The organism is Streptomyces sp. NPDC089915, from assembly GCF_040684675.1.
Classification (GTDB): Bacteria; Actinomycetota; Actinomycetes; order Streptomycetales; family Streptomycetaceae; genus Streptomyces.
In genome coordinates, this window is record NZ_JBFBGN010000006.1 from 1 (window position 1) to 13051 (window position 13051).

General features: G+C 73.0%; 10 protein-coding genes and 1 pseudogene. 4 read left to right on the forward strand and 7 right to left on the reverse strand.

All coding sequences use genetic code 11. From position 1 onward, the window contains the following. Window positions 1-927: pseudogene (locus AB0O29_RS03290) on the forward strand (hypothetical protein); the annotation flags it as partial. An 18-nt stretch (window positions 928-945) separates the two neighbouring features. Here the strand turns inward: AB0O29_RS03290 and AB0O29_RS03295 are convergent. After that, on the reverse strand, window positions 946-1557 hold the full coding sequence (locus AB0O29_RS03295; RefSeq protein ID WP_365145270.1) for a hypothetical protein: 612 nt from the start codon (window positions 1555-1557) through the stop codon (window positions 946-948). 293 nt (window positions 1558-1850) lie between these two features. Here AB0O29_RS03295 and AB0O29_RS03300 point away from each other — a divergent pair, with 293 nt between their 5' ends. Beyond that, complete coding sequence (locus AB0O29_RS03300; RefSeq protein WP_365145273.1) at window positions 1851-4301, forward strand: penicillin acylase family protein; 2451 nt, start codon at window positions 1851-1853, stop codon at window positions 4299-4301. A 127-nt stretch (window positions 4302-4428) separates the two neighbouring features. Then, complete coding sequence (locus tag AB0O29_RS03305) at window positions 4429-5472, forward strand: alpha/beta hydrolase-fold protein (protein ID WP_365145542.1); 1044 nt, start codon at window positions 4429-4431, stop codon at window positions 5470-5472. A gap of 36 nt (window positions 5473-5508) precedes the next feature. Here the strand turns inward: AB0O29_RS03305 and AB0O29_RS03310 are convergent, their stop codons facing one another. From AB0O29_RS03310 to AB0O29_RS03335, 6 genes are all read right to left on the reverse strand, one after another. Next, the gene (locus tag AB0O29_RS03310; RefSeq protein WP_365145276.1) at window positions 5509-6987 is read right to left on the reverse strand and encodes an MFS transporter; all 1479 of its coding nucleotides are present in this window, start codon (window positions 6985-6987) and stop codon (window positions 5509-5511) included. A gap of 108 nt (window positions 6988-7095) precedes the next feature. After that, window positions 7096-7968 carry a hypothetical protein gene (locus AB0O29_RS03315; RefSeq protein WP_365145279.1) on the reverse strand — a complete coding sequence of 291 codons (873 nt, stop codon included), beginning with the start codon at window positions 7966-7968 and terminating at the stop codon, window positions 7096-7098. A gap of 78 nt (window positions 7969-8046) precedes the next feature. Continuing rightward, complete coding sequence (locus AB0O29_RS03320; protein WP_365145282.1) at window positions 8047-8604, reverse strand: DM13 domain-containing protein; 558 nt, start codon at window positions 8602-8604, stop codon at window positions 8047-8049. A gap of 164 nt (window positions 8605-8768) precedes the next feature. Further along, window positions 8769-10982, reverse strand: a complete 2214-nt coding sequence (locus AB0O29_RS03325) for a helix-turn-helix domain-containing protein (protein WP_365145285.1) — start codon at window positions 10980-10982, stop codon at window positions 8769-8771. 196 nt (window positions 10983-11178) lie between these two features. Beyond that, entirely contained in the window at window positions 11179-11823 is a 645-nt protein-coding gene (locus AB0O29_RS03330; RefSeq protein WP_365145288.1) for a LysE family translocator, read from the reverse strand. Window positions 11824-11990: 167 nt separating this feature from the next. Next, window positions 11991-12563, reverse strand: coding sequence for a YbaK/EbsC family protein (locus AB0O29_RS03335; protein WP_365145291.1), 573 nt, complete (start codon window positions 12561-12563; stop codon window positions 11991-11993). A gap of 256 nt (window positions 12564-12819) precedes the next feature. On the opposite strand from AB0O29_RS03335, the gene AB0O29_RS03340 reads away from it, so the two are divergent. Beyond that, on the forward strand, window positions 12820-13011 hold the full coding sequence (locus tag AB0O29_RS03340; RefSeq protein ID WP_365145294.1) for a hypothetical protein: 192 nt from the start codon (window positions 12820-12822) through the stop codon (window positions 13009-13011). Window positions 13012-13051: the final 40 nt, after the last annotated feature.

Consider the following 13051-nt stretch of genomic DNA (forward strand, 5'->3'; position numbering starts at 1 on the left):
GGCGGCGGCGCCCCCGGACCGCTCGGCCACACGACCGACGCCGACCTGGTGTTGCGGGCCCTGGTCGGCATGGGCGACGACAGGGCCGCCGGCCGGTACACCGCCCGCCTCTCCAGCCCCTGGCTCGACGTCGCCCCGCTGCCCGCGCGCTGGGCCCCGCAGCTGCTGCCGGTCCTGCGCCGACGGCTCGCCGGCGACGACCGGCAGGGCCACGCGGCCCCCAGGATCCTGCGCACCCTCGCCGAGTGGGGTCCGGTGGCCGCACCGGCGGTGCCCGAGCTGGTCGGGCTGCTGCACACCCCCTTCGCCCGTGCGGCGGCGGAGGCGTTGGGCGCGATCGGCCCGGCCGCCGCGACCGGGCGGGCGGCCGGCCCTCTCGCCGCCCTCGCCACCGCCGATCCCGGGCCCGGCCGCCATCCGTGGCACGGCGGTGCGCAGACCGCCACCTGGGCGTACTGGCGCGTCACGGCGGATCCGGAACCCGCCCTGCGGGTGTGCGGGGCGGCAGTCCGGGCCGGCCTCGGGCAACCGGTGCTGCGCTATCTGGCCGATCTGGGCCCGCTGGCCTCCTTCCATGCCGATGCGGTACGGCCGTTGCTGACGTGCCCCGGACAGTGGAGCCGGGTCGGCGCCGCCGAGGCCTGGTGGCGGATCACCGGCGACGCGGGGCCGGCCGTGCAGGCCCTGCTGCCGGAGCTGGCGCCGCTGGCCCGGCACTCGACGACCCCGCTGGTGCTGCGGACCGTACGGGTTCTGGGCGCGATCGGCGGCCCGGCTGCGGCGGCCCTGCCCGTACTGCACGAGGTCGCCTCCTCGCCCCGCCGCTACGGCGGCATTCCGGCGGACGAGGAACTGCTCCGGGCCGTACGGGAGGCGCTGAGCACCATCGAGCCGGACGCAGGGACAGCCCAAGGCGTTCAGGCGTGACAGATCAGGCGTGACAGATCAGGCGTGATAGGGGTTCCAGCGTCCCAGGCGGGCCAGTTCGCGGCGGGTCGCGGCCTCGCTCAGGCCGAGTGCGGCGGCGGCCCGCGCCGGGGTGGTGTCCTGTTGGGCCGAGCGGGCGGCCCAGTACCCCGCCCCGCTCGCGGTGATCTCCAGCCAGCGGACGGCGCGTACCGCGGCGAGGGGCGAGGTGTCGCCGAGTTTGCCGATCTCGGCCTCCAACTGGGTCAGCAGGTGGGTGATCGTCTCGGGTAGCGGGATCGTGGTCGCCTCGACGGCGGAGGTGTGGTCGTCCCAGTCCTGGCAGCAGGCGTCAGCCTGTTCGTCGGCGGCGTCCTCCAGGTCCTGCTCGCCGATCAGCGACCAGTCCAGGACGTGGTCCGGGCCGGTCCACCCGCACGAGCACACCCCGCGCAGCGCGGCCGCCCGCGGGACGTGAGAGAAGCGGCCGTCGTAGACGGACCAGTGGGACGTCTGGTGCACGTCCGGGCCCGAACCCGTGTCGAAGAACGCCGGGGCCGGCACCGTTCCGTCGGCCAGCAGCACACCGACCCAGCCCTCGTGAGAGGTACCGAACTCGTCCGTCGTCCACGTCTCCCGATCGTCCGCCATGACAACCCCCTCCAGCGTGACGGCCCGCCACCACGGCAGGCCCTGCCACGACCATCCCGCACCAGCGCCACGCGGTCAGCAGAACACGGAACTTCCCCTCCTCCCGGGCGGGGGCCCGGACGGTTGCGGCGTCCCCCTCCGGGGAGGGGTGGTGGCGGTGGGACGCGATTTCGCGCCACCGGCTGCCCGCCGCCGGACCGCCCGGCCGCGGCGACGCGTCATCGGGATTTCATCCCTCCTCCTTAGCGTGACCGGGTTCGGACGCGACGGAACCCGAGGGGAAGGACGACTCGATGGCGCGGTGGGGATTCAGAGCGAGGCTGTCGACGGCGGCGACGGCCGCCGTGGCGGTGATCAGCACGGTGTCGGCCGCAGGACCGCCGCCGGCGGCCGCGCCGGGGCCGGCCGCCCCGACGATCCGTTACACGGAATACGGCATCCCGCACATCATCGCCTCGGACTGGGAGGGGCTGGGAACGGGCTACGGATACGCGGCGGCCAAGGACAACATCTGCACCCTGGCCCGGACCTATCTGATGGTCGACGCCCGGCTCTCCCGGTATCTGGGGCCCGATGGCAAGGCGAGCCCGGGCGAGCACCAGGACACCACCACCAACCTCAACAGCGACATCTACTTCCAGCGGATCAACGACGACCGGGTGGTGGAGCGACTGGTCGACCAGCCCGCCCCCAACGGGCCCGAGCCGGAGGTCAAGGAGGCCATCCGCGGCTACGTCCGGGGCTACAACCGGTACCTGGCCGAGACGGGTGCCGGCAACATCACCGACCCGGCCTGCCGGGGGGCGGCCTGGGTGCGGCCGATCACCGAGATGGACGTCTACCGGCACGCGCACGCCGAGATCATCATGGGCACCGCCGACGCGCTGCTGGACGGCGAGGTGAACGCCGCCCCGCCGGGGGCGTCGGTCTCCGCCGCCGCGCCCGCGGCCTCACCCGAGCAGACCGCGGAGAGGATCCGCGAGGCCATGGCCGCGAGCCGGCAAAGCAGCATGGGCAGCAACGCGCTGGCGGTCGGCTCGCAGGGCGTGTCCGGGGGCACCAGCATGATGCTGGCCAACCCGCACTTCCCGTGGCAGGGCAAGAACCGGATGTGGCAGAGCCAGCTGACGATCCCGGGGAAGATCAACGTCACCGGGGCCAGCCTGCTCGGATTCCCCGCGGTCAACATCGGCCACAACGACGACGTCGCCTGGAGCCACACGGTCGCCACCGTGTCCCCGTTCGGGCTCTTCGACGTACAGGTGGATCCGCTCAACCCCACCAACTACCTGGTGGACGGCACCTGGCAGAAGATGACCTCGCAGCAGGTCACCGTGGACGTGCTCAACAAGGACGGCTCCACCGGCAAGGTCACCCGGACCCTGTGGGCCACCCGCTACGGCCCGATCACCACGTCGGTCCAGGGAATCCCGCTGCCCTGGGTGGTCAGCGCGCACGCGGTGCGCGACGTGAACATGGACAACCTGCGCGCGCTCAACACCTGGTTCCGCCTCGACCAGGCCACCGACGTCCGCGACGTGGTGAACACCCTGGAGACCACGCAGGGCGTGCCCTTCTTCAACACCATCGCCTCCGACCGCAAGGGCGACGCCCTGTACGCGGACATCCAGGCCACGCCGAACATCACCGACGAGCACGCCGACTCGTGCCTCACCGCGACCGGCCGGCTGCTGTTCAACCAGTCGCTGAGGCTGCCGAACGTACCGCCCGTCTCCATCTTCGACGGCAAGCGCAGCGCGTGCGACTGGCCCGACGACCCGAACGCGGTCGCGCCCGGGCTGCTGGACCCGCACAAGCAGCCGCGCCTGATCCGCTCGGACTACGCGGGCAACGCCAACGACAGCGCCTGGCTGGCCAACCCCGAGCAGCCGCTGGCCTTCCCCCGGGTGATGGGCGACACGGCCGCCCCCCGGTCGCTGCGCACCCAGGAGCTCCTCCTGACCGCGCAGAACCGGATCGACGGCACCGACGGCCTGCCGGGCCGCGGCTTCACCTCCTCCAACATGCGGCAGTTGCTCTTCGCCGACAACAGCAGGGCGGCGGACCTGGCGCTGGACGCCACGGTGAAGGCCTGCCGGGACACCCTGTTCGGGCTCGTCGTGGTGGACGGCAATCTGGTCGACATCAGCGGGGCGTGCCCGGTCCTGGCCGCGTGGAAGAGCCACAAGTACACGTCGGACAGCCGGGGTTCCTGGCTGTTCGAGAACTTCTGGGCCTTCCTGCAGAACGGCCAGGCGATCGAGAAACTGCCGTGGCGGATCGCTTTCGACGCCAAGGACCCGGTCCACACCCCCAATTCCCTGGACTCCGGGAACTCGGCCGTCCGCGACTCGCTCGCCCGCGCGGTCCTGTCGCTGCGCAACGCGGGCATCGCACTGGACGCGCCGCTGTCCGCCGTCCAGAACGTCACCCGGGGCGGGGAGAAGATCCCGGTCCACGGCTCGATCCACGAACTGGGCGTACTGAACGTGGTCACCCCGGCCATGATCGACGGCAAGGTGGACATCGCCTTCGGGTCCAGCTTCATCCAGCAGGTGCGGTTCACCGCCGAAGGACCGCCCGAGGCCTATTCGTTGCTTGCCTACTCCCAGTCGGCCGACCCGAACTCGCCGCACTACGCAGATCAGACCAAGCTGTTCTCGGCCGGCCAGTGGGTGACCGAGCGGTACACCGAGGAGCAGATCGCGGCCTCCCCCGTCCTGGAGGTCAAGGTCCTTTCCTGAGCTGAGCGGCCGCCTTCATCGGCGTTTCATCGCCCGCCCGTAGGTTGCGTTCCTCACGACGACAAGGTTCACGAGGGAGGATGCCGTGACGAAGAGGTTGAGCCGGTGGCGGGCGGTGCTGGCGGTGATGGTCGCCGTCGTGGGACTCGCCGCACCCGCGGGTGTGGCCGGGGCCGCCGACGGGGGCACCGCGCCGCCGCCGATGAAGGACGGCTTCGGCCTGACCCAGGTCGGCGCGGCGCAGGGCGGTCCGACCGACTTCTCCATCACCGTGACCACGCCCGAGGTCTCGGGCAGGCACCACGTGAAGATCATCCTGCCGCGCGGCTACTACAGCGACCCGGCACGGCGTTACCCCGTGCTCTACTTCCTGCACGGCTCGCCCGACGACCCGGTGCAGCAGAACTATCCGGCGCTGTCCGTATCGGATCAGATGATCACGGTCATCCCGGACGGCGGCGCCCGGGGCTGGTACGCCAACTGGCTCAACCAGAACACGGCGATCGGCGCCCAGAACTGGGAGAACTTCCACCTCAAGCAGGTCATCCCGTTCATCGACGCGAACCTGCGGACCATCGCCACCAAGAAGGCCAGGGCGGTGGCGGGCGTCTCCATGGGCGGGTTCGGCGCCTTCCACTACGCCCAGGTCCGCCCGGACCTGTTCAGCCAGACCGCGTCCCTGTCGGGTGACATCGACCTGTCGGCCGACTCCATGGACCTGCGGATGGCCGCCGTCGCCACGGTCATCGACGCGCAGGGCGCCGTGTGCGCCTCCGCTTCCGGGTTCTGCGACCCCGCCGCCGACCCCTACAAGCCGGGTGTGGACAGTGACGCCCTGTTCGGCTCGCCCTACCCCGTGTTCAACGTCGACTGGCGGTGGAACGAGGTCGACCCGTCCCAGCACATGGACCGGCTCAAGGACGGCGGAGTCGGGGTGTCCGTCTACGTGGGCAACGGGCGCGGCGACGTCACCGACCTGGAGTTCTGGGTCGAAGGCGCCTCCAAGCACGTCAAGGAGCGGATGGACGCGCTGGGCATGTCCTACCACTACGTCGACTACGGCGACGGCGCCGCCTGGGGCGCCAACTGCAACGGAGGCCACAACGCCTGGTGCTGGGAGAGGGACCTCCAGGACCTGATCCCCCGGCTGGAGCGGTCCTTCGCCTCCTGATCTCCTGACGGTACGGATCCGCGGGCGTCTGCGGGCCTACGGGCGTTCGGGCCGTGCCGCCGACAGCGGCTCGGCGATGTCCTCCAGCGAGCGGCGCTCCGCCTTGACGGCCAGGAACGCCGCCACCAGGCCGGCGGCGCACATCAGCGCGGCGCCGATCCGGAAGGCGAGCGCGGTGTCGCCGACCGCGCCCGACCCGGTGAGGTCGGCGAAGACCAGCGGGCCGCTGATACCGCCGGCGGCCGTGCCGAGGGCGTAGAAGAACGCGATGGCCATGGCGCGGGTCTCCATGGGGAAGACCTCGGAGACGGTCAGGTACGCGCTGGAGGCGCCCGCGGATGCGAAGAACAGGACCACGCACCAGCAGGCCGTCAGACTCGCCGCCGTCAGCGAGCCCCGGTCGAAGAGCCATGCCGTCCCGAACAGGAGCAGGCCGGAGAGCAGGTAGGTGGAGGAGATCATGATGCGGCGGCCGACGGTGTCGAACAGCTTGCCGAGCAGCAGCGGGCCGAGGAGGTTGCCGGCCGCGATGACGGCGAAGTAGTAGCCGGTGCGGCCCGTCGGTACGCCGAAGAACGTGGTGAGGATGACGCCGAAGCCGAAGGTGACGGCGTTGTACAGGAACGCCTGGCCGATGAAGAGCGACAGGCTGAGGAACGCGCGGCGCGGGTAGCGCGCGAACACCGTCCTGGCGATCAGTCCGAAGCCGATGCTCCGGCGCCGGTGGATGGTGATCTCCCCGGCGGGCGGCGGGAGCCGCTCGCCCCTCTCCCCTTCGATCCCCTTCTCGACGGCGGACACCAGCGCCTCGGCCCGCTCCTCCTCTCCGTGGATGAGCTGCCATCGCGGACTCTCCGGGACGTGCCGGCGGACGAGGAGGATGACCAGGCCGAGGACGACTCCGAGGGCGAAACTGAGCCGCCAGCCGAGGTTCTGCGGGAAGAGCGCGGTGTCGAGCATGACGATGGACAGCAGCGCTCCGCCGATGGCGCCGAGCCAGTAGGTGCCGTTGATGACGAGGTCCACCCGGCCGCGGTACAGGGAGGGGATCAGTTCGTCGATCGCCGAGTTGATGGCCGCGTACTCCCCGCCGATCCCGAAGCCGGTGAGGAACCTGAAGAGAAAGAACCACCAGGACTCGAAGGAGAGGGCCGTCATCGCGGTCGCGCCCAGGTAGACCGCCAGGGTGACCATGAAGAGCCTCTTGCGGCCGTAGCGGTCCGTCAGCCACCCGAAGAAGAGGGCGCCGGAGCAGGCACCCGCCACGTAGAGGGCGGCGGCCACGCCCGTGACCTGGGCGGCGGTGATGTCGAGGCCGCTGCCCTCCTCGGCGAGACGGCCGGCGACGTTGCCGACGACGGTCACCTCCAGTCCGTCGAGGATCCAGACGGTGCCGAGGCCGATCACCACCATCCAGTGCCAACGGGACCACGGAAGGCGGTCCAGGCGGGCCGGGACGGCGCTGGTGACGGTTCCCGCGGCGGCGGGCGCTTCGGAATCAGGATCGGCCGTCATCGTCTCCTCGGTTCCCTCCTCCTCGGCATTACCCCTGCCCTGCCGTGTGCCCTCGATCGGGCCCCGCATGCGCGAACGCCCCCGTTCGGGCGTACGGGCGCACCGGTGTCAGGACGCGCCGATGGACCAGAAGACCCCGACCTCGTCGCCGGACACGGCGATGAGGCCCAGCTCCTCCACCAGGTCGAGGCCGTTGACGTAGGCGTCGGTGAGGAACCGGTGGGCCCCCGTGCCCTTGAGACCGGCCCGGACGAAGTCCCGCGCGGGCTGCGATGCCGCGTCCCGGGCGTTCGTCCAGAAACGGGCGTCCGGGCCGTACCGCTCCAGCAGGATCCGCGCCTCGGCCAGCAGGGCGTCGCGCTCCGACCGGTCCCGCACGGGCCGGCCGCCGTCCCACTCCTCCGCCATGACGGCGAGCGCGGTGACGGCACCGGCCGGCTCCAGCTCGTACAGGCGGTCCGGGAACCCGGCGGCGGGCGGGGGCTCGAAGGGGTACGCCGGCACGGTGCGGCGGGCGTCGTCGGTGCCGTCGCGGTCTATGCGGTCGTGGTCTATGCGGTCGTGGTCGATGCGCAGCCAGCCGCGCGGGTCCGGGACCTGCCGGCGCATCAGGGCGAGTACGTCCTCGGCCCAGTCCTCGTACCGGCGCGGGCCCGTGGCGAGGAAGACGTACGGGTCCTCCAACAGGCGCAGGGCGGCCTCGTTCCAGCGGCTGCGGCGGCGCCGCAGCTCCCTGAGCGTGTCGCCGACGCCTCGGGCGAACGCGTCGGCCGGGGCGCGCGGGACGGTGTGCAGCCGCCGGTACCCCCACCGCAGGAGCTCCGAGGCCGCCCCGTCCCCGGCGGCTTCGGCCGGCTCGCGCGGGGGCCCGGGGACGACGGCCCGGTTTCCCCGCCGGAGTTCGCCGGCCGCCCGCCACAGCTCCTCCAGATGGCCGTCGAGGAGGTCGAGGGCGATGCGGTGTTCGTCGGCCGTGCTCATGGGACGACCTTACGGGTGGCGGCGCCGGAGACGGCGCGGCCCCGGGCCGGGCCGGCCGCGGTCGGGCCGGGTGGTGGATCAGGCGGTGGTGAGGGCGGCCGCGCCGAAGGAGACGTCGAAGCGGTCGCACCAGATGGTGACGCTGCGGTAGTCGGCCAGGTTCACCCCGGCGGGGATCTCGTAGTTCTGGTCGCCCTTGTTGCCCTTGAGGGCGCCCAGGCTGACGTGCTTGCCGTCGTCGAAGACGGACCAGCCCGCCACCCCCTCCTTCACCGGGGCGTCGCTGAGCCAGACGCGCAGGTCCGGGCCGTTGCTGGTGTCGAGGCCCTCCAGCCGCAGGGTGCGGGAGCCGTCGGAGAGCCGGATCAGCCGCACGGTGCCCGTCGTGGTGTGCTCGTGGCTGATCAGCGTGCCCCGGGCCAGGGTCTGCGGAACGGCCGACGCTCCCGGGGGCACCGCCGAGGACGCGGGCCCGGGTTCGGCGGGGATCCCGGACGCCGTGGGGAGGGCCTCGTGGAGGGTCGCGTCCTGCCACAGCTTCCACGGCTGGAACCAGTACACGCCGAGGCCCGACACCAGCGCCGCCGCGACCGACAGCCCGGTCCACAGCCGTCGCCGCCGCTTCTTCTCCGTCACTGAACTGCCCTTCCTCGCCGATCCGTCGACCGTCCGTCGGCCATCCGTCGACCGCCAGTCAACGCGTACGCGGCGGCCGGCACCAGCTCCGGCCCGGTGACGAAAGTCTTACGCCGCCCGGTCTTCGAGCCGCCCCCGGTCCCATGAGGGCCGGTGGGGCCGGCTCACGCCCGGGTCGTGAGCCGCGCGACCGCCGCGTCGTAGCGGGCCCGGAGTCCCGCGTCCGGCGCTACCCGCAGCAGCACGCCGAGCGCCCGCACCGCCCCGTCCTCGTAGCCCGACGACTCGGCCTCCTTGGCCGCCAGTTCGAGCTGGGCGATGCCCTCGGCCTCGTCCCCGAGCCCCAGGAGCGCCTCTCCCCTCGCCATGAGCAGCAGGACCCGGGGGACGTCGGCGGTCCCCCGGCGGTCGTCGAAGGCCAGGGCCTCGGTCGCCGTGTCGAGGGCCCGGCGCCAGGTGCCGGCGTCGGCCCAATGGCGGGCGAGGTGCTGCATGGCCAGTCGCTCGATGGTCCGGTCGCCGGCCTCGCGGGCCAGTTCCACCGCCCGCTCACAGCCCTCGGCGGCCTCGTCCAGCCGGCCCAGCGCCGCCTGCGCTACGCCCAGGACGATCAGGGCGTTCGCCTCGGCCACCGCGTCACCCGCCCGGAAGGCGAGCGCCGTGGCGGCCCCCAGGTGGGTCAGCGCCTCCTCGATGCGCCCCTCCTCGATCAGCACCCAGCCGAGCACGTTCAGCACCCGTGCCTCGCCGTGCCGGTCGGCGTCGGCCCGGGCCGCCTCCAGCCCGGTCTCCAGGAGCGGGACCCAGCCGTCCCGGATGCGCCACACGATCAGCGGCCACAGCGTCAGGACGATCCGCCAGGTCCGGCCGTGCAGTCCGGCGGCCCGCGACGCGGCCACCGCCAGGGTGAGGTCGTCCCGCTCGGCCGCGTACCAGGCCACGGCGGCGGACCGGTCGCCGAACTCCCTCACGGCGGCGGGCGGCAGGTGGTCCGCCGGCAGCGGGAAGCACTCCTCGTTGCCGGGCTCGGCCGCCGCCACGGCCGCGAGGGCCGTGACGATGTAGTGGTCGAGCACGCGCTCCAGTGCGTGGGGCCCGGCGTCCAGGCTCCTCGCGTAGAGCCGCACGAGGTCGTGCATCGCCCACCGGCCGGGCGCCGTCTCCGTGACGAGGTGTGCGACGGCCAGCCGTTCCAGACACTCCTCGGCGGCCGCCGGGTCCGTGCCCGCGAGGGCCGCGGCCGCGTACCGGTCGACGTGTGTGGCGGGGTGGCGGCCGAGATACGCGAACTGGTCGGCGACGTGGCGCGGAAGCTGTTGCAGCGTCAGGCGCAGCGCCGCCCGTACGCCGGTGTCCTCGACGTCCAGCAGGGCCAGCCGGCGCGTCTCGTCGGACAGTTCGGCGGCCATCTCGCCCAGCGACCGGCCGGGCCGGCCCGCCAGCCGGGCGGCGGCCACCCGCAGCGCGAGGGGCAGCCCGCCGCACAGTTCGGCCAGCCGTCGGGCGGCCACCGGTTCCGCGTGCACGCGTTCCGTGCCGAGGACTCCGGCGAGGAGCATCGTCGCGTCCTCGGGCGCGAGCACGTCCACGGCGACCGGCCGGGCGGTGTCCGTGACGATCAGCCCCGGCAGCCGGTGCCTGCTGGTGACGACGGTGACGCAGCGGCGACCGCCCGGCAGCAGGGGCCTGACCTGCTCGGAGTCGCGGGCGTTGTCGAGGACCACGAGGAGCCGGCGGTCGGCGGCGTGGGACCGGAACAGCGCGGCCGCGCCGTTCGCGGACTGCGGGATCCGGCCGTCGGGCACTCCGAGGGCCAGCAGGAACTCGCGCAGCACCTCGATGAGGGCGGGCTCGCCCGTGTCGCCGAATCCGCGCAGGTCGGCGTAGAGGCACCCGTCGGGGAATCCGGCACGGTTCTGGTGGGCCCAGTGCAGTACGAGGGCCGTCTTGCCGACGCCGGCGGGCCCGATGATCAGGCAGACGGGCGCTTCGTCCGCGGCGGCCCGGGACAGGGCGGCGAGTTCCGCGGCCCGCCCGTGGAAGGCGCGCGGCGCGCGCGGCAGCAGATCGGGCGCGACGGCGTCCGGTACGGCGGCGGGCGGCGGGACGGTGTCGTGCGTGCGGGCGGGGCGAGAACGGCCCAGGCTGGCGGTGTGCTCCAGTTCCCGGGCGCCGGCGGCGTCCAGGCCCAGGGCCACGGCCAGCGCCCGCACGGTCCGGCGCTGCGGCCCCCGGGATTGTCCGCGCTCCATGTACGACAGGGCCCGCACGCTCACCCCCGCGGCGTGTGCCAGCTCCTCCTGGGTCAGCCCGGCCCTCGTCCGCAGAGCGTGCAGAAGCGCCCCGAATGCGCCGGTGGCCGGCGTACCGGTGTCCATGTCTGGAATGTCCCCTGCTGTCCCCTGCTCAGTGCGGTCGATCCCGACCGCCGTACCGCTCCCAGGAGAGTATGCATGACACGTCTTTTGCAGGCGAAACCTGCCGTTCCGCTCTGCTCACCGCTCGCCGCGACGGCCACCGCCCCCTCGCCGGAACCGGAGGCGGCCGGGAGGGGGCGGGGTTCGACGGTCGGGGTCAGGGGGTGGCGGGGCCCTGGGACAGGGCGGTGCGTACGGCGAAGGCGCCGAGGAGGCCGCCTGCCGTGAGGCGCTGGGCGGCCATGACGCGGGGGCGGGTGGCCAGGAACCCCGAGACCCGTGCCGCGCCCAGCATGATGATCGCGTTCACGGCGATGCCCACGACGATCTGCACGCCGCCGAGCTGGAGCAGTTGCGCCCACGGCGGGCCCGCCTGCGGGTCCAGGAACTGGGGCAGCAGTGCGGCGTACATCAGCGCGATCTTGGGGTTGAGCAGGTTGGTCAGCAGCCCCATCGAGAACAGGCGGGCGTCGGAGACCGGGGGCAGGTCGTGGCGCGGGGTGAAGGGCGAGCGGCCGCCGGGCTTGAGCATCTCCCAGGCGAGGTAGGCCAGGTAGGCGGCGCCGGCGAGCTTGACCACGGTGAACGCCAGCGGCACGGCGGCGAACAGGGCGGACAGGCCGGCGGCCGCGGCCACGAGGTAGCACAGGAACCCGACGGCGGTCCCGCTGAGGCTGACCAGGCCCGCCCTGCGGCCTTGGGTGATCGCGCGGGAGGCCAGGTGGATCATGTTCGGTCCCGGGGTCAGGGCCATGCCCAGCTCGACCAGGGCCACCCCGCCCGCCGCGGTCAGAGTGATCACTGGTCTACCTCCTGGTCGTTCCTGAGGCAGCCGATGCCTCAGAGCGCGGGAGCCGCCCACCGCGGTTCACGGACTGGTCCGACGCGCAGGCATGGGCCGGCGCGCCACCCGCAGGGTACGTTCCGGCCGTTCGTGACCTGCGGGCGCCCCCGGTTCGAGGCTTCGGGTCAGGGGGTGTCCGGGGTGAGGTCCTGGAGGACTTCGGCGGACGGCAGCTGAGCGAACGCCGCGCCCGGCACGATGAGCTTGCCGCGGCGGCGGCCGCTGCCGATGAGGACGTACGGCATCCGGGTCAGCGCCGCGTCCACCAACAGCGGCCAGGCCGGGGGCAGACCGAACGGGGTGATCCCCCCGTACTCCATCCCCGTCGCCTCCACCGCCGTCTCCATCGGCGCGAACGACACCTTCCGCGCGCCCAGCCGGCGGCGCACGGCCCCGTTCACGTCGGCCCGGCCGTACGAGGGGACCAGGCAGGCGGCGAGAGTGCTCTCGCCACCCCGCTTCGCCGCGACCACCACGCAGTTCGCCGACGCCCTCAGCAGCTCCTGCCCGTAGTGGGCGACGAACGCGGCCGTGTCCGCGATGGCCGGATCGGTGTCCACGTAGAGGAACTCCTCGGCCGGGACGTCCCCGGCCCAGCGGGCGATCGCCTCGGCCACCGGCGGGATGAGCTCCCCGAGTCTGGCGGGGGCCGGTGCGGCGTCGTCGAACCGGCTGAACATCGCTGGAAGATCACGCATCCCCGCACGCTAACACCCTCTCCCGTCACAGTCCTTGCGCCAGGCGCTCCCGCGCTCCGACCGGGTCGGGGGATTCATGTCGCCGTGGCCGCGCCCGAGTTCGAGGGCGGACCCCGGCGGGCTGTGGAGCCGGTGGCACGAGACCGGCCGGCACAGGGCGCCTCGGCGGCTGAATTTCACCCTGCGTGTTTAGCTCTATGCGATTTGGTAACAACTAGTAACGATAGGTAGTCAGAGTCCGACGAAAGGAAGGAACATGACCCTCCTCACCGTGCTCATCCTCGTCGCAGTCCTCACCCTCGTCGCGCTGCTGGCCCTGGCCCCCAGCGCCCCGGCACGGCGCAACCCCTTCCCGGGCCGGCGAAGTCACGGCGCCCACCGCCGCGCGGGTACGCGGAGGCTGACCGACGTCCCCCGCCAGCACCGGTTCCGCCACCACGCCCGCTGACGGCCCCGACCCGGTCCGCCTGGGCCAGGACCAGGACTGG

Bases quoted from the DNA above. Each gene is read 5' to 3' on its own strand.
- AB0O29_RS03295 (WP_365145270.1), bottom strand. From the start codon at position 1,557: ATGGCGGACGATCGGGAGACGTGGACGACGGACGAGTTCGGTACCTCT.
- AB0O29_RS03300 (WP_365145273.1), top strand. From the start codon at position 1,851: ATGGCGCGGTGGGGATTCAGAGCGAGGCTGTCGACGGCGGCGACGGCC.
- AB0O29_RS03305 (WP_365145542.1), top strand. From the start codon at position 4,429: ATGGTCGCCGTCGTGGGACTCGCCGCACCCGCGGGTGTGGCCGGGGCC.
- AB0O29_RS03310 (WP_365145276.1), bottom strand. From the start codon at position 6,987: ATGACGGCCGATCCTGATTCCGAAGCGCCCGCCGCCGCGGGAACCGTC.
- AB0O29_RS03340 (WP_365145294.1), top strand. From the start codon at position 12,820: ATGACCCTCCTCACCGTGCTCATCCTCGTCGCAGTCCTCACCCTCGTC.
- AB0O29_RS03315 (WP_365145279.1), bottom strand. From the start codon at position 7,968: ATGAGCACGGCCGACGAACACCGCATCGCCCTCGACCTCCTCGACGGC.
- AB0O29_RS03335 (WP_365145291.1), bottom strand. From the start codon at position 12,563: ATGCGTGATCTTCCAGCGATGTTCAGCCGGTTCGACGACGCCGCACCG.
- AB0O29_RS03325 (WP_365145285.1), bottom strand. From the start codon at position 10,982: ATGGACACCGGTACGCCGGCCACCGGCGCATTCGGGGCGCTTCTGCAC.